General features: G+C 71.5%; 17 protein-coding genes. 10 read left to right on the forward strand and 7 right to left on the reverse strand.

Annotated elements, in window-relative coordinates; genetic code table 11:
• Window positions 1-2 precede the first annotated feature (2 nt).
• Window positions 3-1,679 carry an MDR family MFS transporter gene (locus ABEA87_RS19595; protein ID WP_345631475.1) on the forward strand — a complete coding sequence of 559 codons (1,677 nt, stop codon included), beginning with the start codon at window positions 3-5 and terminating at the stop codon, window positions 1,677-1,679.
• On the opposite strand, the gene ABEA87_RS19600 is transcribed toward ABEA87_RS19595, so the two are convergent.
• Together ABEA87_RS19600 and ABEA87_RS19605 are read right to left on the reverse strand one after the other, a co-directional pair.
• Window positions 1,676-2,725, reverse strand: coding sequence for a S1 family peptidase (locus ABEA87_RS19600; RefSeq protein WP_345631476.1), 1,050 nt, complete (start codon window positions 2,723-2,725; stop codon window positions 1,676-1,678). The genes ABEA87_RS19595 and ABEA87_RS19600 overlap by 4 nt on opposite strands.
• A 234-nt stretch (window positions 2,726-2,959) precedes the next feature.
• Window positions 2,960-3,448, reverse strand: a complete 489-nt coding sequence (locus tag ABEA87_RS19605) for a glutathione peroxidase (protein WP_345631478.1) — start codon at window positions 3,446-3,448, stop codon at window positions 2,960-2,962.
• Between the two features lie 152 nt (window positions 3,449-3,600).
• On the opposite strand from ABEA87_RS19605, the gene ABEA87_RS19610 reads away from it, so the two are divergent.
• Window positions 3,601-4,230: an MBL fold metallo-hydrolase gene (locus ABEA87_RS19610; RefSeq protein ID WP_345631479.1), complete on the forward strand. Its 630-nt coding sequence runs from the start codon at window positions 3,601-3,603 to the stop codon at window positions 4,228-4,230.
• Window positions 4,231-4,233: 3 nt separating this feature from the next.
• Here ABEA87_RS19610 and ABEA87_RS19615 read toward each other — a convergent pair whose 3' ends face one another.
• Window positions 4,234-4,932 carry a TetR family transcriptional regulator gene (locus ABEA87_RS19615; protein WP_345631481.1) on the reverse strand — a complete coding sequence of 233 codons (699 nt, stop codon included), beginning with the start codon at window positions 4,930-4,932 and terminating at the stop codon, window positions 4,234-4,236.
• 142 nt (window positions 4,933-5,074) lie between these two features.
• On the opposite strand from ABEA87_RS19615, the gene ABEA87_RS19620 reads away from it, so the two are divergent.
• Both ABEA87_RS19620 and ABEA87_RS19625 read left to right on the forward strand, forming a co-directional pair.
• Window positions 5,075-6,673 carry an MFS transporter gene (locus ABEA87_RS19620; RefSeq protein WP_345631482.1) on the forward strand — a complete coding sequence of 533 codons (1,599 nt, stop codon included), beginning with the start codon at window positions 5,075-5,077 and terminating at the stop codon, window positions 6,671-6,673.
• 97 nt (window positions 6,674-6,770) lie between these two features.
• A complete protein-coding gene (locus ABEA87_RS19625) occupies window positions 6,771-7,256 on the forward strand; it encodes a hypothetical protein (RefSeq protein ID WP_345631484.1) in 486 nt (161 codons plus the stop codon).
• On the opposite strand, the gene ABEA87_RS19630 is transcribed toward ABEA87_RS19625, so the two are convergent.
• Together ABEA87_RS19630 and ABEA87_RS19635 are read right to left on the reverse strand one after the other, a co-directional pair.
• Window positions 7,253-9,082 (reverse strand): PH domain-containing protein, encoded by a 1,830-nt coding sequence (locus tag ABEA87_RS19630; RefSeq protein WP_345631486.1) that lies wholly within the window; start codon window positions 9,080-9,082, stop codon window positions 7,253-7,255. The genes ABEA87_RS19625 and ABEA87_RS19630 overlap by 4 nt on opposite strands.
• Complete coding sequence (locus ABEA87_RS19635) at window positions 9,079-9,618, reverse strand: PH domain-containing protein (RefSeq protein WP_345631488.1); 540 nt, start codon at window positions 9,616-9,618, stop codon at window positions 9,079-9,081. Before ABEA87_RS19635 ends, ABEA87_RS19630 begins: the two co-directional genes overlap by 4 nt.
• Window positions 9,619-9,833: 215 nt before the next feature.
• On the opposite strand from ABEA87_RS19635, the gene ABEA87_RS19640 reads away from it, so the two are divergent.
• From ABEA87_RS19640 to ABEA87_RS19655, 4 genes are all read left to right on the forward strand, one after another.
• A complete protein-coding gene (locus tag ABEA87_RS19640) occupies window positions 9,834-10,097 on the forward strand; it encodes a DUF6343 family protein (protein ID WP_345631490.1) in 264 nt (87 codons plus the stop codon).
• Between the two features lie 91 nt (window positions 10,098-10,188).
• Window positions 10,189-10,938 carry an HAD family hydrolase gene (locus tag ABEA87_RS19645; protein WP_345631491.1) on the forward strand — a complete coding sequence of 250 codons (750 nt, stop codon included), beginning with the start codon at window positions 10,189-10,191 and terminating at the stop codon, window positions 10,936-10,938.
• A complete protein-coding gene (locus ABEA87_RS19650; protein ID WP_345631493.1) occupies window positions 10,935-13,301 on the forward strand; it encodes a glycoside hydrolase family 65 protein in 2,367 nt (788 codons plus the stop codon). The genes ABEA87_RS19645 and ABEA87_RS19650 overlap by 4 nt, the downstream gene beginning before the upstream one ends.
• Window positions 13,302-13,698: 397 nt before the next feature.
• Window positions 13,699-15,528: a type IV secretory system conjugative DNA transfer family protein gene (locus ABEA87_RS19655; RefSeq protein ID WP_345631494.1), complete on the forward strand. Its 1,830-nt coding sequence runs from the start codon at window positions 13,699-13,701 to the stop codon at window positions 15,526-15,528.
• Window positions 15,529-15,562: 34 nt separating this feature from the next.
• On the opposite strand, the gene ABEA87_RS19660 is transcribed toward ABEA87_RS19655, so the two are convergent.
• Both ABEA87_RS19660 and ABEA87_RS19665 read right to left on the reverse strand, forming a co-directional pair.
• Window positions 15,563-16,351: an alpha/beta fold hydrolase gene (locus ABEA87_RS19660; RefSeq protein WP_345631495.1), complete on the reverse strand. Its 789-nt coding sequence runs from the start codon at window positions 16,349-16,351 to the stop codon at window positions 15,563-15,565.
• Entirely contained in the window at window positions 16,348-17,241 is an 894-nt protein-coding gene (locus tag ABEA87_RS19665) for an SDR family oxidoreductase (protein ID WP_345631497.1), read from the reverse strand. The genes ABEA87_RS19660 and ABEA87_RS19665 overlap by 4 nt, the downstream gene beginning before the upstream one ends.
• Before the next feature lie 316 nt (window positions 17,242-17,557).
• Here ABEA87_RS19665 and ABEA87_RS19670 point away from each other — a divergent pair, with 316 nt between their 5' ends.
• Entirely contained in the window at window positions 17,558-19,390 is a 1,833-nt protein-coding gene (locus ABEA87_RS19670) for a type IV secretory system conjugative DNA transfer family protein (protein ID WP_345631499.1), read from the forward strand.
• Between the two features lie 142 nt (window positions 19,391-19,532).
• The gene (locus tag ABEA87_RS19675) at window positions 19,533-20,315 is read left to right on the forward strand and encodes a hypothetical protein (protein ID WP_345631501.1); all 783 of its coding nucleotides are present in this window, start codon (window positions 19,533-19,535) and stop codon (window positions 20,313-20,315) included.
• Window positions 20,316-20,319 lie beyond the last annotated feature (4 nt).

The following is a 20,319-nucleotide window of genomic DNA, read 5'->3' on the forward strand; positions in this document are numbered from 1 at the left end:
AGATGACTGATCGCAACTCCGGCCCGAGCCTCGGCAGGCTCACCGCCATCCTGATCGTCGGCATCATCGCGCCGGTGCTGGACAGCACGATCGTCAACGTGGCGCTCGGCACCCTCGGCCGGGACCTGCACACCTCCGTGGCGAACATCCAGTGGGTGGTCACGGCGTACCTGCTGGCGCTGGCCATGGCCATCCCGCTGACCGGGTGGTCGGTCGCCCGGTACGGCGCCAAACGGATGTGGTTGAGCGCGCTGGTGGTCTTCCTCGCCGGCTCGGCGATGTGCGGCCTCGCCTGGAATGTGGGCTCGCTGATCGCGTTCCGTGCCTTCCAGGGGATCGGGGGCGGGCTGATGATCCCGATCATGCAGACGCTGCTGGTACAGGCGGCCGGGGGCAGGCCGCTCGGCCGGCTGATGGCCACGGTCAGCATGCCGGCGCTGGTCGGGCCGATCCTCGGCCCGGTCGTCGGCGGGCTGATCGTCGGCCACGAGAGCTGGCGCTGGATCTTCTACGTGAACGCCCCGGTCTGCCTGATCGCGCTGGCGCTGGCCTGGTGGGGCCTGCCGGCCGACCGCACGGCCGCCGACCGCACGGCCCCGAACCGCACTGGCTCCGACCGCGCCGCCCCCAACCGCGCGCCACGCACCGGGTACCGGCTCGACGTCGTCGGGCTGGCGCTGATCTCGCCGGGGCTGGCCGCCGGAATCTTCGGGCTGTCACAGGTCGCCTCCGGCGGCCGGCCGGGGTTCTCCCGGCTCATCGCACCACAGGTCACCGTGCCGCTGGCCGTCTTCGTCGCGCTGATGGCCGCGTTCATCGCGCACACGCTGCGCACCCGCGCGGTCCCGGTCGTCGACCTGCGGCTGTTCGCGGTGCGATCGTTCCGTGCGGCGTCGGCCCTGTTGTTCCTGTCCGGCCTGTCGTTGTACGGCGCGATGCTGCTGCTGCCGCTGTACTACCAGCAGGTGCGCGGGGCGAGCGTGGTGGCGGCCGGCGTGGCGCTGGCGCCGCAGGGGCTCGGGAGCCTGCTCACCCGCTCCTGGCTGGGCCGGCTGACCGACCGGCTGGGCGCGCGACCGGTGATCCTGGTCTGCGTCCTGGTCACGCTGGCCGGCACCGTGCCGTTCGCCTTCGCCGGGGCGCACACGAACCAATGGGCGCTCGGCGCGGCGCTGGTGGTACGCGGTGCCGGCCTCGGCGGCGTCATGCTGGCCGTGATGACCGCCGCGTTCGACGGGCTGCGCCGCGACCAGGTGCCGCACGCCAGCAGCGCCACCCGGATCGCGCAGCAGGTCGGCGGGTCGTTCGGGGCGGCGGTACTGGCGGTGATCCTGCAGCATCAGCTTGGCGGCGGCGCCGATGCGGTCGCGGCGTACCGCGACGGGTTCTGGTGGGCGACCGGCTTCACGGTGATCGCGCTGATTCCCGCGCTGTTCCTGCCCGGCGCCCGCCGGCCTGCGCCGGAGACCCCGGACGAGTCAGTCCCGGTGGGGTCTGTCCCGGCCCGGTCCGCCGCGGGCGGGCCGGCCCCGGACCGGGCGGATGGCCTGGTCGCCCGGCCGATCGACGCGGCGCGAACCCCGGGGCCTGGAGGTAGGCCCCGGGGTCCGTGGACGGCGTCCGGGTTGCCCGGTCGCGCCCGTTGGCGCCGGTGGGAACGGCGAGCCAGGGATTTTTAGAAGACGCTGACCCCGTACGCGCTCAGCGCCTCGGTGACCGGCTGGAAGTAGGTGGTGCCGCCGCTGGTGCAGTTGCCGCTGCCGCCCGAGGTCAGGCCCAGCGCGACGGTGCCGGCGAACAGGGCGCCGCCACTGTCGCCGGACTCGGCGCACACGTTGGTCCGGATCAGGCCGGTGACCCTGCCCTCGGCGTAGGTGACCGTGGCGTTGACCTGCTGTACCGTGCCGCTGTGCACGTGGCTGGTGCTGCCGCTGCGCCGCACCGCCTGGCCGACGACCGCGTTGCCGGCCGAGGTGATGTCCTGGCTGCCGCTGTACAGGTCGACGGTGCCGGACGGGGTGCCGCTACCGGTCCAGCGCACGATCGCGTAGTCGTTGCCCGGGAAGCTGCTGCCGGCCGTGCTGCCCAGCAGAGTGGTGTGCGAGGAGTTGGAGTACCAGGTCGACGCGACGTTGCCGCAGTGCCCGGCGGTCAGGAAGTAGTACGTGCTCCCGCTGCGTACGGCGAAGCCCAGCGAGCAGCGGTACGCGCCACCGTAGATGGCGTCGCCACCGGCGATCTCGGTGCGGAAGGCGCCCTCGACCTGCTCGACGCGTGCGGTGTTGCCGAGGCTCGCGGCGAGGGCCTTGACCTGGGCGAGGTGGGCGCCCGTGACGGTGCTGTCGACGGAGATGACGACCTGGTTGGTGACGGGGTCGGTCGCCCACGCCGTGCCGGCGATCTCCGGGGAGCTGTTCAGCCTGGCGGTCGCCTGGGCCAACTGCGCGGCGCTGTGCGCGACCAGGCGCGGCTGCGCGCCCGCCGAACGGACGGTCTGGGCCAGCGCGGGGTCGCTGATGTTGACCACCATCTTGCCGGTGGCCTGGTCCAGGTAGCTGCCCGCGGCGCGGGAACCCAGCTGGCTGGCGAGTGCGGCAGCCGACTGGGGGGTCGCCGCGGTGGCGGCCTGCGCGGTGCCGGGTACCAGCATCATCGCGCCGGCGATCAGGGTGACCGCGCCGGTGAGCAGAGTGGTGCGCCGGTACGTGGACCTCGTGAGTCTCACGAATACCTCCCGGGGAGTGAGACAGCATCGGCGTTCGCCGATATCATCGGATGCTGCCAGTCTCGGAAGGTATAAACAAGCGTCGATTTATGAAATGAAGAAGTATCGGCGTATTTTTCGGCCGGGGCGCGGCGTGGGAACGCGACGCGCCCCGGCAGCGGATCATTGAGCCGCCTCAGGCGGGCAGGTGGATCGCTGGGCCGCCTCGGGCGGCAGGTGGATCGCTGAGCTGCCTCAGGCGGGCAGGACAGCCTCGACGGCGGCGATCAGCTCGGGCGAGTCCGGCGTGGTCCGGGGGCGCACCCTCGCCGCCACCGCACCATCGGGACCCACGACGAACTTCTCGAAGTTCCACTGCACGTCGCCGGCCTCGCCGCCGGCGTCGGCCGTGGCGGTCAGCTGCTGGTACAGCGGGTGCCGGTTCGGGCCGTTGACGTCGACCTTTTCCGTCATCGGGAACGTCACGCCGTAGTTGGCGTCGCAGAACTCGGCGATCTCGTCCGCCGTGCCGGGCTCCTGGCCGCCGAACTGGTTGCACGGCACGCCGAGCACCACCAGGCCGCGCCGCTCGTACTCGGTGGCGAGCTTCTGCAGCCCCGTGTACTGGGGAGTCAGCCCGCACTGAGAGGCGACGTTGACGATGAGCAGAGCACGGCCGCGGTACTGGGCGAGGTCGGCCTCGCCGCCCTGCAGGGAACCGATCTTTACATCGTAAATGGACACGGTGCACAACGTACGCCCGCGAGCGCCAGGATCGACGGGCTGGGTGTGCGGGTGTTCCCTGGCGCACGTTGCCGGTTCGGACCGGCGCTCCGTGCGTCTTTAACCCGCGCTCGGCGGGTTTGGGTCCGGCCGGGAACGGATATCGTTACCCCATGCAGATGATCAAGTACACCCATGCCTGCGTACGCCTGGAGGACGGGGAACGCCGACTGGTGATCGATCCCGGCCTCTGGAGCGAGGTCGAGGCGCTGGCCGGGGTGGCCGACGTACTGATCACGCACGAGCACTACGACCACGTGGACAGCGACAAGCTCGCCGAGGCGCGCCAGGACAACCCCAACCTCAGGGTGTACGCGCCGGCATCGGTCGCCGGGCAGCTCGCCGCCCTCGGCGACTCGGTGGTGACGGTGTCGGTGGGCGACAGGTTCACCGCCGGTGGCTTCTCCGTGCGCGCGGTCGGCGGCGAGCACGCGGAGATCTACGAGGGGCTGCCGGGCTGCGCCAACGTCGGGTACCTGGTCGACGAGAGCCTCTATCATCCGGGCGATTCGCTGTTCCGGCCGGACGCGGCCGTCGAGACTCTGCTGGTGCCGGCGGCGGCCCCGTGGCTCAAGCTGGCCGAGGCGCTGGACTTCGTCCGGGACGTCAAGCCGGCCCGGGCGTACCCGATCCACGACGCCCTGCTCAGCGAGGTCGGTCAGCACGCGTTCGACAACTGGATGGACCTCAAGGGCAGCACCGACTACACCCGCCCGCAGACCGGCGAACCGGTCTCCCTTTAGCCCTCAGGCGGCCGGGTAGTCGATCCCGGCGCCCAGCAACTCGAAGGCCCGGTCGACCAGCACCGAGGTCGGGGTGTCCGGCTCGTTCTCCCGCCACGCACCGGTCGCCGTCTGGATCGCGGACAGCATCACGGCGGCGACCAGCGCGGGGCGCGGGTCCTGCTCCGGCCGCACGCCCATCCGCCGCGCGATCAGCTGCGTCCCCTCGTCGATCCGGGTGGTGCACAGCTCCAGCGCGCGGCCGGTCAGCGCTGGCGAGACCGACACCAGTCCGGTCACCCGGGCGAAGCTCTCCGCGCTCATCCCCGTCTCCCCGGACTCATACCGGGCCAGCACCTCGGCCGTGGCGCGCCGCATCGCGGTCCACACCGGCTCGTCGGCCGGGCGCAGCTCGAACGCGGCGAGCACGTCGGTGTACTGGTCGTCGATGGTCGCGAGGACCACGTCGTCCTTGCCGCCGAAGTAGCGGAAGAAGGTCCGCGAGGAGACCTCCACCGCGTCCGCGATCTCCTCCACCGTGGTCGCCTCGAAGCCCTTGCGGGCGAACAGCTCGAAGGCCGCGGCGCGCAGCGCGTCGCGGGTGCGCTGCTTCTTGCGCTCGCGCAGCCCGGGTTCGGCCGCCCCGCCCTGGGGTGCCCGTCCGCTCTGGTCGGCCGCGCCCAGCCGGCGGGCCGTCGATGAGGCCGTCGATGACAAGACCATGCCCTCAGTCTACCCCTCGCGTCAGAAGCCGACTTTATTCCCGTGATGATGCTTGTCACTGAGTGACGTACGTCGGTTGACGACACTTGTCAGAAGCTGACAGATTCTTTCCTGTGTCCACAACTCACGGGAGGCGGTCCTCATGGCCCAGCCAGCTCTGATCGACGAACACCCACCCCGGTCCGGCGAGGGCGCGCGCACCAGGCGCGGTTACGGCCATCCCTGGCTCACCCTGGCCGCCGTCGCGCTGAGCGTCATGATGGTCGCCCTGGACGCGACGGTCGTGGCCATCGCGAACCCGGCTATCGCCCAGGACCTGCACGCCGATCTCTCCGGGCTGCAGTGGGTGACCAACGGCTACCTGCTGGCCCTGGCGGTCTCGCTGATCACGGCCGGTCGGATCGCCGACCGGCTCGGGCGCAAGCGGATCTTCCTGATCGGGGTGGCCGGCTTCGCGGTCGCCTCGGCGGCCGTCGGGTTGTCCGGCACCATCGGTCTGGTGATCTTGTTCCGGGTGCTCCAGGGGCTCTTCGGCGCCCTGCTGCAACCGGCCAGCCTGGCGATCCTGCGCAGCACGTTCCCGCCGGCCAAGCTCAACATGGCGATCGGCATCTGGAGCGGCGCCTCGGGTCTGGCCATCGCCAGCGGCCCGATCGTGGCCGGACTGCTCGTCCAGCACGTGAACTGGCAGTCGGTGTTCTACCTCAACGTGCCGCTCGCCGCGCTGGCGCTGCTGGTGAGCCTCTGGGTCGTCCGCGAGTCGCGGGACCGGCAGGCGAGGGGCTCGTTCGACCTGCCCGGGGTGGTGCTGCTGTCCGGTGCGCTGTTCAGCCTCGTCTGGGGTCTGATCAAGGCGCAGTCGTACGGCTTCGGTGACCCGATGCCGCTGGTCTTCTTCGGCATCGCCGTGGTTCTCGCGGCGGCGTTCCTGACCTGGGAGCGGCGGGCCGCCCATCCGCTGCTGCCGCTGCGGGTGTTCCGGTCCCGGTCGGTGTCGGCCGGCACGATGTTGGTGCTCCTCGGCTTCTACGCGCTGTTCGGCGGGTTCTTCTACCTGACCCTGTACCTGGAGCAGGTGCACGGGATGGGGCCGGTGCAGGCCGGTGTGCACCTGCTGCCGATGACGGCGATGGTCATCGTGGGCTCGCCGGTGGCCGGCACGCTCACCGCCCGGTTCGGTCCGCGACCGCCGCTGGTACTGGGCATGCTGCTGTCGGCGGTGGGCCTGTTCGCGCTGTCCCGGCTCTCGGTGGACGCCGGGTACAACTCGATGTGGCCATCGTTCCTGATGACCGGCATCGGGTTCGGGTTCGTGGTGGTCGCCGGCACCGAGGCGATCGTCGGCAACATGCCGGTACACCTGGCCGGGCTGGCCGGCGGCATCCAGCAGACCGGCGCGCAGATCGGCGGGGTGCTGGGCACCACCGTCTTCGGCACGCTGCTGACCACCCAGGTCGGTGACGTGCTGGTGCACCGGCTCGGCAGCGCCGGGGTACCGGGCGCCGAGGCTTCCGGCCTGGTGGCCGCCAAGCAGTACGTGGCGCAGGGCGTGGCACCGGTGCCATCGGGCGCCCCGGCCTCACTGGCGCACGCGATCACCACCGGAAGCCACCTGGCGTTCATGGACGGGTTCCGGCTGTCCTTCGGCGTCGCGGCGGCGGTGTCGCTGGCCGCCGCCCTGATCGCACTGCTGGTGCGGCGGGGCAACCACACCCAGGAGGCGTCGCCGGCCGCCGACTGATCCGCCGGTACGAGCGGGCGTTCGGCTGTTGGCGCAGGCCGCTGGGCAGGGTACTTTGACCGTCATCGTTCGCTCGTCCAGCAGCGGAGGCAGTCCGGTGAGTACATACACGATCACGCTCACACCCGAGGACAGCGCCGACGCCAGCGCGATCGTGCGCGTCGAGATCGGCCCCGCCGGCCCGCGCATCACCGAGCTGACGGTGCGGGCCGGCACCGGCGGAGAGCTGGTGCCGGGGCGGTTGCCCGGGGTCGATCTCGGCCGGCTGCTGCGCGCACTGACCCCGCCCGCGCCACCGGTGGCTCGGCGGCCGGGAACCGCGAAGTCGAGGGCGGTGAAGTCGAGGGCGGTGAAGTCGAGGGCGGTGAAGTCGAGGGCGGTGAAATCGCCCGCGGCCGTGCCGGCCGTCGCCGGTGACGGCCGGCGTGCCTACCGGCGCGCGCCCGGCGACCTGGCCGAGGTCTACGCCCGGACACCCGACACGGCGGCGCTGGCCGACCACTACGGCGTGCCGCGCCACACGGCACAGGGCTGGCTGCGGCGGCTGCGCGCCGACGGCGGTCGGGTCGCGCCGCGCGGCTAGCGGCTCGGGGTCTCGACCAGGAACGGAGTGAACAGGTCCGGCGTGGCCCGGTCGACCAGCGGCACCGACGTGCCGACCTCGACGTCGGGCAGCGCGTACCGCTGCCGGCCGGCCGCCGTGGTGGCGATGACCGTGACCAGCCCAGCCCGGCGCTGGAAGATCGACTGGCGGAGGTGCCAGCCGATGATCCCGTCCCGGGCCAGGGCGCACCGGCGGCGGATCATCGAGCCCTGCCGCAGCACCAGGTACCCGCCGGTGACCGCGTGGCCCAGGCTGCGGTACCGGTCGGCGGCCAGCAGCGCACCGGCCGGCAGCGTCACCAGCGCGACCAGTGGGGCCCACACCGGCCAGCCGGCCACGCCCCACAGCACGCCGAGCACGGCGGGCACGATAGCGGCCAGCGTCAGGGCGCGGACGTAGCGCCGTCGCCGGGCACGCGGCCCGTGCGACCGCAGCGCGATGGTCATCGGCTGCGGGTCGCGCAGCACCTCGGCCGCCACCCGCACGACCTCCCGCCGGGGCGCCGGGGGCAGCAGCAACGACCCGCCCCGCTCGGCCCCGCGCCCCACCCGCAGGCCGGTCGCGATCGCGATGCACCGGGCACCGACCACCATCCGCAGCAGCAGGGGCTCGCTCAGCTCCGCGCCGCGCAGCCGGCGCTCCTCGATGGTGGTGGCCCGGGTCGTGATCAGACCCCGGCTCACGTGCAGCGTGCCGCCGTCCTGGCGGGCCAGCCGGAAGGACCAGAAGGCCAGCACGTACCCGAAGGTCGAGGCGAGGGCGACCAACACGATCGCGGCGAGCACCACCTCGGTGACGGCCAGCCCGAGCGGCGCCTGGGACAGGTGATGGGCCAGGTCACGCAGCGCACCGAACCGGCTGGGATCGAGGTGCGCCTCGTTGACCAGCCGGTAGATGAAGCCGAACACGATCCCGATGGTGACCAGGCCGGAGAGGGTGAACGGCGCGTACCGCACCCAACCGGGACGCAGCGCCGCCAGTACCGTCTCGCGGGCCGGCCGGTCGGCCCGCGACCAGTCCAGCGGGCCCGCCACGGTCGGCTGGCCGCTCTCACCGAACTGGCCGCCCGCGCCGAACTCGCCGGCCGGGATGCGGCCGGGGACCGGCAGCGTGGGCTGGCCGGGCAGCGTGGACTGGCCGGGCAGCGTGGACTGGCCGGGCAGCGTGGACTGGGTCGGCAGCGTGGGCTGGCCGGAGGCGGTGCGGCGCAGCAGCGCGACGCGCAGCCGCTCGGCCTCGGCGACCGTCAACCCGTCCAGCCGCAGTCCCTCCTTGCGATCGGACTGCCCGGTGCCGATGGTCAGCCGGGACAGCCCGAGCACCCGGTGCAGCGCGTGCGAGGTCAGGTCGACGGTGCGGACCCGGTCGCGGGGGGTGGACAGCACCCGGCGGCGGAGGAAGCCGCGCCGCACCTGCACCTGCTCGGCGGAGACCTGGTAGCTCGTGGTGGCCCAGCGCAGGATGCCCAGCCCGATGGTCACCGCCACGCCGGCCAGCGTCCACAGCGCGGAGTGCCCGCTGCTGCTGCCCGCCACCAGCACGGCCAGCAGCGCCGGCAGGGCGCGCGCCGTCTCCTGGACCGGATGGACCGCCAGCATCCGCGGGGACAGCCGCCGCCAGTCGGGCTGGGCGGGGACGCCGCCCGCGCCGGCGGCCGGACCGGCCCCGGCCGGAGCGGGCGCGCCGACCGGGTCGGCCGGCCCGATCGGGCCCGGGGCGTCGGGCGCCGCGGCCGGGGTGGGCGTGGCGGTGGGGCCGGGGGTGGCGGCCGGGCCCGGGGCGCCGGGCGCCATCGGGGCACTCACGTCGCGTCGCCCGGGTTCGCCTGCGTGGTGCTGGTCAGCTCGTCCACCAGCCGCTGCGCGGTCGCGTGGTCCAGCCCTTCGATCTTGAGCGGCCCGGCCGCGGACGCCGTGGTGACGGTGATGTTGCTCAGGCCGAGCAACTGCTCGAACGGCCCCCGCTCGGTGTCCACCGTCTGGATGCGGGACACGGGCGCGATGCGCCGGCTCTGGTTGAGCCAGCCGGCCTGGGTGTAGACGGCCTGTGCGGTGGTCTCCCAGCGGTGTACCCGGTAGCGCCACTGCGGCATCACCAGGACGTGCAGCAGTGCCACGACCACCGTCACGCCGAGCCAGGTCAGGTGGGTACCCAGGTGGCGGGTGTCGGCCACCGTCCAGAGGATCTCGACGGCCAGCGGTACCAGCCAGCCGAGCGCGGCCCGCAGCGTCCAGTACCCGATCGCCCGGCGGCTGACCCGGTGCTGGGGTGCGCGCAGGCGCAGGGTGGCCGCCGTCGTCGCCGCGTCGGCCAGGCGCGCGCCGGGCGCGTTTGATGACACAGGTGTCCCCAAGGGCACCTCGGCGCCCGGAGACGCAGTCGTCGCATCCACCCCACAACCATGACAGGCGTTCGCCGTGCCGGCACAGTGTGGTCCGTACCCGAACACGTGGGACAAACGTACTAGTGCCGTTCGTCCCGTATATTCACCATGATCATCGTTCTCGATTGATCACTGCTGGAGTACTGCCGGCGCCGGCCGGGTACCCATCGGGCATGCCGATCGGTCCACAGCCTAGGGGAGCGCGGGGCACCGCGAAGCACCCGTACAGCGCGCTGAACCTGCGGCTCGCCCTGGCCAGTTTCGGGCTCGTGCTCCTGGCCGCCCTGGCGGTCGCCATGTTCGCGTTCCACCAGCCGGTACTCGGCGGGGTAGCGGTGGCGCTCGCGGCGGTCACCATCGTCGACATCGTGGTGATCCAGCTACGGCGCCGGCAGCGGCGCAGGATCGATCCGCGGCACCACACCCTGTTTGAGTAGGCGCGTACCGTTCGGGTGGGCGCGGGGCGAGTGGCCGGCTACCGAATGTGTCCGTGAGCGCCGCGCCCTGCTGTCGGCTAGCGTTGGTCACGTGAATGGCCTGCCCGACCGGATCCGCGCCGCGCTGTTCGACCTCGACGGGGTGTTGACTCCGACCGCCGCCGTCCACGCGGCGGCCTGGAAAGAGATGTTCGACGCCTTCCTGCGCGGGCGGGAGGGTCCGGGCTTCCGGCCCTTCTCCCAGGACGAGTACAACCAGTATGTGGACGGCCGGGCCCGGGCCGACGGCACCCGGTCGTTCCTGGCCTCCCGGGGCGTCATGGTCCCCGAGGGCTCGCCGGAAGACCCCGCGGACGCGGACACCGTCGAGGGTCTGAGCGAGCGCAAGGACGAGATCTTCCGGCGGATGGTGGAGAAGGGCGGGATCCAGCCGTACCCGGGCTCGGAGCGGTACCTGCGCGCCGTGCGCGCGGCCGGGCTGCGCACCGCGGTCGTCTCGGCCAGCCGGCACTGCGCCCAGATCGTTCGCGCCGCCGGCCTGGAGGACCTGCTGGACGCGCGGATCGACGGCATAGTGGCGGCCCGGGACCGGCTGCCCGGCAAGCCGGCGCCGGACACCTACCGGGCCGCCGCCGGCCTGCTGAACGTGATACCCACTCAGGCCGCGGTGTTCGAGGACGCGCTGGCCGGGGTGTCCGCCGGGCGCGCCGGCCGGTTCGGGTACGTGGTGGGTGTGGACCGGATCGGCGACCAGGGCCCGCACTCGCATTCGGCGGATTTGAAGGCGCATGGCGCCGACGCGGTGGTCCGGGACCTCGCCGACCTGTTGGACGAATCGTGATCAAGCACCCGTCGTATCTGGTCGAGCCGTGGTCGATCAAGGAGACCAGCCTCGACTTCGGCATGATGGCCCAGTGCGAGTCGCTGTTCGCACTGGCCAACGGGCACATCGGCATGCGCGGCAACCTCGACGAAGGCGAGCCGCACGCGCTGCCGGGCACCTACCTCAACTCGGTGTACGAGCTGCGCCCCCTGCCATATGCGGAGGCCGGGTACGGGTACCCGGCCTCGGCGCAGAGCGTCATCAACGTCACCAACGGCAAGCTGATCCGGCTGCTCGTCGACGACGAGCCGTTCGACCTGCGCTACGGCCAGCTGCACCGGCACGAACGGGTGCTGGACCTGCGTGAAGGGGTGCTGCGCCGGACCACCCTGTGGACCTCGCCGGCCGGCCGTACCGTCGAGGTGCGCTCGACCCGGCTGGTCTCCTTCGCGTACCGGTCGATCGCCGCCATCGCCTACGAGGTGCGCCCCATCGACGGGCCGGCACAGGTGGTGGTGCAGTCCGAGCTGGTCGCCAACGAGCCGGGGCCGCAGGCATCCGACGACCCGCGGGCAGCGGCGGTGCTGGAGGCGCCGCTGGTCTCCGAGGAGCACGCCGCGGAGGACGCCCGCGCGCTGCTGATCCACCGGGTCAAGCGCAGCGGGCTGCGCATCGGCGCCGGCATGGACCACGTCATCGACGGCAGTCGCAGCGAACTGATCGGCACGCGCAGCTACGAGGACTCGGCCCGCACCACCGTCACCTCCCAGTTGGCCGCCGGGGAGCCGCTGCGCATCGTGAAGTTCCTCGCCTACGGCTGGTCCAGCGAGCGCTCCCAGCCGGCGATCCGGGCCCAGGTCGAGGCGGCGCTGATCGCCGCGCGGGCGACCGGGTGGAAGGGGCTGTGCGACGCGCAGCGGGAGTACCTCGACGAGTTCTGGGCCCGCGCCGACGTTGAGGTGGAGGGCGATGACGAGGTGCAGCAGGCGGTCCGGTTCGGGCTGTTCCACGTGCTGCAGGCCAGCGCGCGGGCGGAGCGGCGGCCGATCCCGGCCAAGGGCCTGACCGGCCCGGGCTACGACGGGCACGCGTTCTGGGACACCGAGACCTTCGTGCTGCCGGTACTGGCATACACCAACCCCGAGGCGTCGGCCGACGCGCTGCGCTGGCGCTACGCCACCCTGCCGATCGCCCAGCGGCGCGCCCAGGAGCTGCATCTGAAGGGAGCGGCATTCGCCTGGCGCACCATCACCGGCGAAGAGTGCTCGGCGTACTGGCCGGCCGGCACGGCCGCGTACCACATCAACGCGGACATCGCCGACGCGGTCATCCGGCAGCTCGACGTGACCGGCGACGCCGACCTGGCCCGCGAGATCGGGGTGGAGCTGCTGGTCAACACCGCGCGGCTGTGGATGTCGCTGGGCGCGTTCGACGGTGACGGCCGGTTCCACATCGACGGGGTGACCGGACCCGACGAGTACAGCGCGATAGCGGACAACAACGTCTACACCAACCTGATGGCGCAGCGGAACCTGCGCGGTGCACAGGCGCTGGTGGCCCGCCACCCCGACCGGGCCCGGGATCTGGAGGTCAGTACCGAGGAGCTGCGGGAGTGGGGCCGGGCCGCCGACGCGATGGTGGTGCCCTACGACGAGCGGCGCGGGGTGCACCCGCAGGCGGAGCGGTTCACCGACCATTCCCCGTGGGACTTCGAGAACACGCCGCCGGAGCACTACCCGCTGATGCTGTACTACTCGTACGGCGACCTGTACCGCACCCAGGTGGTCAAGCAGGCGGACCTGGTGCTCGCGCTGTTCCTGCGCGGCGACGCGTTCACCCCGGAGGAGAAGGCGCGCGACTTCGCGTACTACGAGGGCATCACGGTTCGCGACTCGTCGCTGTCGGCCTGCATCCAGTCGGTCATCGCGGCCGAGGTCGGTCAGCTCGACCTCGCCTATGACTACCTGGGCGAGGCGGCGCTGATGGACCTGGCCGACCTGGAACACAACACCCGCGACGGGGTGCACGTCGCGTCGCTGGCGGGCGCGTGGATAGCGCTGGTGTCGGGGTTCGGCGGGATGCGCGACCACAACGGTCAGCTGTCGTTCGCGCCGCGCCTGCCGGAGGCGCTCCAGCGGCTGACGTTCCGCCTCTGCTGGCGGCGCCAGACGCTGCACGTCTCGTTCGACCACGAAAGCGTCAGCTACGAGGTGCGGGAGGGCATGCCGCTGCGCATCCTCCACTTCGGAGAGACCGTGGACGTCAAGCCGGGCGCCCCGGTGCGGCTGGACATCCCGCCGATCACGGCGGGCCCGCGTCCGAGTCAGCCGGCGGGACGGGTGCCGCTGCACCGCGAGCCTCCGCAGGTCGAGCCGGAGTAGGCGCTGCGCCGACCGCGACCGATTCTCGGCCGGGTTATCCGTTCCATTTAACCGGCTCGTCACTCCGGGGTCGACGAAGGATGTTTTGTCGTCGGCGCCGTCGTGGCTTTCGTCACGCGTACGCGGTCGGCAATCCGTCCGCGTCCGCCGGCCCTCGGTTATCAAGGGGTTAACGCTAATGAACTCGTCGGCGAAGTTTGAGATTTGACTGGTGCGGGGTGTCGCCGCCTGGCCGGGCGTCGCCATGCCGTCCGGCCAGGGTATTCGCTGTTCGGTCTACTGTGGAGCATCGATTGTTCTAAAGGTCAGACATTGATATAGGTAAATTAATTTCATGGCGTTCGCAGATCGCGACGGATAGCGTGTACCCGCTGTCGACTCAAGGGGACCAGTCGTCGTGAGTGATGGATCTCGCGAACCTGCCGAATATCTCGCCTATTTCGTGCTCATCGTCGCCGAGATCGTGTTCGCCATCGGCATCGCGTTCTGGTTCGCGGGGCAGGTCGCGGGGCTGCTGACCGGGCACGGTTGGCCGCACTCGTCACCGGCGGACATCGTCACCATCATGGAGAACTGGGTCAAGCACCCGGGCGATCCCGCGCGGGCGTGGCCAGCGGTGGCGGCCGCCGCGGTGGGGCCGGCCTGGCTGGTGTTCTTCGTCTTCATCGTGTTGTGCGTGATCCTGGCGTTCCTGACCGTCCAGGTCGTGCGGTTGATGCTGAACTTCCGGCGCCGGCAGCCGCTGCGGTACTTCCGGCTCGGGTTCGCTCCCGGCAACGACATCCGGCGTTCGATGGGTGTCAAGGCCGTCATCGCCAAGGCCAACGACGCGCGGCCGTCCTACCGGGGGCGTCGCGACATCGAGCCGACGGAGGTCGGGTTCTACCTGGGCCGGGACATCCGTTCGCAGCGCCGGCTGTTCTCCTCGGTGAACGAGACGCTCCTGGTCGTCTCGGCTCCGTCGCAGGGCAAGGAGCCGTTCCTCTGCGACCAGTTCACCATCGACGCGCCGGGAGCGTGCATCCATACGTCGTTCGGCTCGCACGTGATGCCCTCCTTCGTCAACATCTATGCCTCCCGCGCGAAGGTGGGCCGGGTCCTGGTCTTCGACCCGATCGGCCTGACCAACTGGCCGGATCGCTTCCGCTGGTCGCCGGTTGCCGGCGCGGAGCGCCCCCGGATCGCCAACGAGCGGGCCCGCGCGTTCATCCACGGCGCGGGGTTCCGCCAGGATGGCGAGGGCGCGAACTTCGTCACCTCCGCCATCATGGTGCTGCGCTGCTACCTGCACGCTGCGGCGTTGGGCGGTCGGACGCTGCTGGACGTCATCCGCTGGTCCACCCGGCCGACCGATCCCGAGCCCGTCGCGCTGCTGCGCGAGGCCGAGACGACCGGGTCGGCGGCCCGCGGTTGGGCGATGGCGCTGGAGGCCGCGGCGCAGGCGAACCCCGAGCACAGCGGCGCGGTGTGGGCGACGGTGGTGCAGGCGCTCAACAGCTTCTCCGACCCGAAGGTGCTCGAGGCCTGTTCGCCCGGGCCCGACGAGGTCTTCAACCTGCGGGAGTTCCTCTCCGGCCGGAACACGCTGTTCGTGGTGGGCGACCGGACAGTGACACCGGTGGCCACGGCCCTGATGGAGGATCTGCTCTACGAGATCTACCGGATCGCCCGGCAGGAGCCGAATGCCCGGCTGGATCCCCCGCTCACCGTGGAACTCAACGACGCCGCGAACCTGGTACCGATGCCCAACCTGCCCACGTACGTGGGCGAGGCCGTCTACCAGTCGATCGCGCTGCACGTGTACGTGTCGTCGCTGTCCGGGATGCGTAGCACCTGGGGTGCGGGGCTGTGGGAACAGGCCGCGATCCGCATGGTGCTGGGCGGCACGGGGAACGCCTCCGAGCTGGAGGAGTTGTCGAAGACGATCGGCGACCTGCCGAAGAAGTCACGGGGTGCGGGCAACCTGACCAGCGACCGGGTGCTGTCGCCGCTGGAATTGCGCACCATGCCGCGTGGCCGGGCCGTGGTGATGGCTCGCCTGGTACGCCCGGTCGAGGTGCAGCTCAGGGAGATTTCGGCGCGCAAGGATGGCCAGGAGATCGCCGCGGGCAAGGCCGAAACGACCCAGATGATCCGGACGTACACGCAGCTGGCCGAGGAGCAGGATCCCTTCACCAACTACGCCCACGCGGCCCGCGGGAACACCAACGACTGGGACGAGCCGTAACGGGTGCGCCGGGTCACGCGGTTGGTGCCCGGGGTCAGCGCCCCTCGGCCGGCAGCGCGCCGGTGGTCCGCAGGATGACGCGGGCGACCAACTCCGGCTCGTCGCTCATCGACAGGTGACCGCAGCCGGGCAGCGGCACGTGCCGGGCCCGGGGCAGCGCCCGACCCGCCCGCCGTGCCTGGCGGGGGAGCAGGATGCGGTCGCGGGTGGCCCAGGCGACGGTCACCGGAACGTCCGGGCTCCCACCGAACCGGTACCGCCGGGCCTCCCGCGCCACGGTGGCGAAGCCGGGCCCGTCGCGCAGCGCCCGCGCATCCCCGGCGGCGGCGTCCGGATCCAGCCGGCCCGGCCGGGCCACCATCATGCCGAAGGCCAGCGCGCGCAGTCGTGGTGAACGGGCGACGCGGTACACCACCGAGTCGGGCAGCCGTGCGGCCAACCATCGGTGCAGGCGCAGGACCGACAGCGCCCAGCGCAGCTCCCAGGCGCTGGTGAAGCCGGCCGGTGACAGCGCGGTCGCCGACCGGGCCAGGCCGTGCGCGGCCAGCTCCAGCGCGACGGCACCACCCAGGCTGTTGCCGGCCACGTGCGGGCGCGCGACGCCGAGGCCGTCGAGGAATTCACCGAGTCGACGGACGGTCGCGGGCATGTCCATCGGCCCATCCGGCAGCGGGGACGTGCCGAAGCCGGGCAGGTCCACGGCGAGCACGTCGTGGTGCTCGGCGAGCGGGCCGAGCACCGGCTGCCAGGCCTGCCAGCGGTGACCGATGCCGTGCAACAGCAGCAGGGGTTCGCCGGCGCCGACCCGGTGCAGGGCTATCACGGGCTGTTCCGATCCGGGGCCGATCCGCCGGCGCTGTGCTCACCGAACGACCGGCCCAGCGCGCGTGCCTCAGACTCCAGCGCCGGCACCGACGTGCGCGCGCCGCCGCGCAGTACCGCCTCGCCCACCGGGCCCAGCACGACCGTGCGCAGCGCCTGCACCAGCCCGATCGCGCCGGGCACATAAATCCGCCGGCGCCGGCGCGCCATGCCGTCGACCAGCGCCCGCGCGCACCGGTCGACCGGCGCCACCGACCCGACCGGCCAGGGCAGCCGGCGCAGGGTGTCGCCGAAGGTGGGCAGGTCCCGGCGGGCGTCGCGGACCAGGTCGGTGTCGATCCACGCCGGGTGCGCGGTGCCCACCCCGATGCCCCGGTACGCCACCTCCAGCCGCAGCGCGTTCGCGAACTGCTCGATGCCGGCCTTGGACGCGCAGTACGCGGCCATCCCCGGCAGCGCGGTGAACGCGGCGGCCGACGAGACCAACAGGTAGTACCCGCGCCGCCGGGCCAGGTACGGCAGGGTGGTGCTCACCGTGCGGACCACGCCGAGCAGGTTCACCTCGATGGTGCGCGCCAGCGCCTCGACCGGGGTCACCTCGACCGTGCCGTAGCTGGCCACCCCGGCATTGGCCAGCACGATATCGATGCCGCCCAGCGTGTCCGCCGCGTACCGGACGGCCCGCTCCAGCCCCACCTGGTCGGTCACGTCGCACTCGGCCCAGGCGTGCCCCTCGCCCAACTCGGCGGCCAGCGCGGCCAGCCGGTCCTGCTCCAGTCCGATCAGGGCGAGCCGGGCGCCCCGGGCCGCGGCCAGCCGCGCGGTGTGCGCGCCGATGCCCCGGGCCGCCCCGGTGACCAGGACGACCCTGCCGACCAGGTCGGCGTTCACGCCGACGACCGGATCGCCAGGTGTACGTGCCCGAGTCCGTCCACGACCACCGTCCTTGGTTACCTCCGGGTAAAACGTTACCGCGCTCATCGGCGATGTTCGAGGTCTGACGCGCGCAGCGAGTTGCCGCGATGGGCGCCGCCACCCCGGCGGACCAGGGATTTCTTCGTTCTGTCCATCGTGGACTCGTGGCGGTGGTTGTTGTCCAGTGTGGACCCGACTACCGCAAGTAACCTCGTAGCGGAACGTGAGATTCATTGCGCTGCGAGATCATGACAGATAATTTATACGGGCTATCGGTAGAAGGGGAGCAGCCGTGAGTGATGGGTCGCCCCGCGCGCCTGCGGAATACCTCGCCTACTTCGTGCTCGTCATCCTCGAGATCGTGTTTGCGCTGGGTATCGCGTTCTGGTTCGCGGGAGAAGTCGCCGGTCTGCTGACCGGGCACGGTTGGCCGCATTCGTCGCCGGCCGACATTGTCACCATCATGGAGAACTGGGTCAAGCACCCGGGCGATCCGGCGCGCGCCTGGCCCGTCGTGGCGGCCGCCGCGGTCGGGCCGGCCTGGCTGGTCTTTTTCATCTTCATCGTGTTGTGCGTGATCCTGGCGTTCCTGACCGTCCAGGTCGTGCGGTTGATGCTGAACTTCCGGCGCCGGCAGCCGCTGCGGTACTTCCGGCTCGGGTTCGCTCCCGGCAACGACATCCGCCGGACGATGGGCGTGAAGGCCATCATCGCGAAGGGGGCCGTCGCTCGACCGTCCTCGCAGGGACGCCGTGACGTCGACCCCCAAGAGGTCGGGTTCTACCTGGGGCGCGACATCCGCTCGCAGCGCCGCGTGTACGCCTCGGTCAACGAGACGATGCTGGTCGTCGCGCCTCCGTCGCAGGGTAAGGAGCCGTTCCTCTGCGACCAGTTCACCATCGACGCTCCGGGACCGTCCATCCACACCTCGCTCGGCTCGGATGTGGTGCCGTCCTTCGCCAACTTCTACGCGTCTCGGGCGAAGGTGGGCCGGGTCCTGGTCTTCGATCCGATCGGCCTGACCAACTGGCCCGACCGCATGCGCTGGTCGCCGGTTGCCGGCGCGGAGCGCCCGCGCATCGCGAATGAGCGGGCCCGCGCGTTCATCCACGGTGCGGGGTTCCGTCCGGGCGGGGAGGGCGCGAACTTCGTCACCGCGGCGACCATGGTGTTGCGTTGCTATTTGCACGCCGCGGCGCTGGGCGGTCGGACGCTGCTGGACGTGATTCGCTGGTCGACCCGGCCGACCGATCCCGAGCCCGTCGCGCTGCTGCGCGAGGCCGAGGCCGCGGGGGCGGCGGCGCGGGGTTGGGCGATGGCGCTGGAGGCGGCGGCGCAGGCGAATCCGGAGCACAGCGGCGCGGTGTGGGCAACGGTGGTGCAGGCGCTCAACAGCTTTTCCGACCCGAGAATCCTCGAGGCGTGCTCGCCCGGACCGAACGAGGTCTTCGACCTGCGAGAGTTCCTCTCCGGCCGCAACACGTTGTACGTGGTGGGCGACCGGACGGTGACGCCGGTGGCTACGGCCCTGATGGAGGACCTGCTCTACGAGATCTACCGGATCGGCCGGCAGGCGCCGAACGCCCGGCTGGATCCGCCGGTCAGCATCGAGCTCAACGACGCCGCGGCCCTGGTACCGATGCCCAACCTGGGCAGCTACATGGGCGACGCCGTCTATCAGTCGATCGCGCTGCACGTGTACGTGTCGTCGCTGACCTCGATGCGCGATACGTGGGGCCCGGGCCTCTGGGAGATGGCCGCGGTCCGCATGGTGCTGGGCGGCCAGGGAAACGCCGCCGACCTGGAGGACCTGTCCAAGCTGATCGGCGACCTGCCCAACAAGTCACGGGGCGGCGGCCACCTGACCAGCGACCGGATCCTGTCGCCGGAGGAGTTGCGCACGCTACCGCGTGGCCGGGCGGTGGTGTTGGCTCGCAACGTGCGGCCGGTCGAGGTGCGGATGACCGCTATAACGGAGCGCAAAGACGCATCGGAGATCGCCGCCGGCAGGGCCCAGACGACCGAGATGATTCAGGCGTACACCCGGATGGCCGAGGAGCAGGACCCGTTCGTCAACTACGCCCACACCGCCCGGTTGAACACCTCCGAGTGGTACGAGCCGTAGAGGCACGGCAAGGGCTGGATGTTGTGAACCCATGGATGAACTGACCACGACACCGTCGCGTCCGGTGTCGTTCCCCAATCCGTCTCCCGGTCGTTCCGGAGCCTTCAACCCCAGCGATCTTGGACTCGGTACGGTTATTCCGGTGTTGGGTGCGCATCCGCAGGCGGGCGCCTCGGGTGTCGCACTCGCCCTCGCCGACGCCGCGGCCGTCGCCGGACTCCGAGTGCTGCTGATAGACAGCGCCGACCCGGCGCGCTCCGGACTGGCCGGAGTCTGTGCGGTGGAGGGCCGCTCGGTGCCCGGCGCGCACGGTCGTTCGGCGATGCGGATTGGCACCCGGACGGTCCAGAACAGCAGGTTGGCGGTGCGCCGGCTGGTTGGCACCGGTACTCCCATCACCATCGCCCAACTGCCGCTGCCCACGTCGTGGGCCTCCGCCGAGCCCAGCGACTTCGATTTGACCATCGTCGATGTGGGTTGGGACGTGTGGCCGTTGACGATTCCGGGTGAATCGTTGGGCCCTCTGCTCTGGTGTACCGGATCACCGACCTGTACTTTTCCCGTCGTGGTCATGCGCTCGACGGTCGGCTCGGTCGGCCTCGCCGAGGGGATGCTGACCCGATACGACACCGGCGTGCGGCAACGCGGCTTCGTCGAGATGGGGTGCGCGGTCGCCGTGGGCGGCGAGTCGTGGCCCACTGTCGTGCGGGCGGTGATGGGTCTACAGCTCGAGTCGCTGTCCGAACGGACGCTGTTCATCTCGCCGTCACCCGAGGCCGCGACGGCCGGCTGGTCCGTCGCGCCCGTGCCGGCGAACTCGGTGCGCACAGCGATGGCATTGCTTCAGGGCGTTGGTGGCCCGATCGGTGAGGCACTCGCGCCACAACAGCACAACCGAAAGGCACGGCGGTTCGGCCGTTCCTGATGAA

Origin of the sequence: Rugosimonospora acidiphila (assembly GCF_039543385.1) — a bacterium.
GTDB lineage: Bacteria > Actinomycetota > Actinomycetes > Mycobacteriales > Micromonosporaceae > Rugosimonospora > Rugosimonospora acidiphila.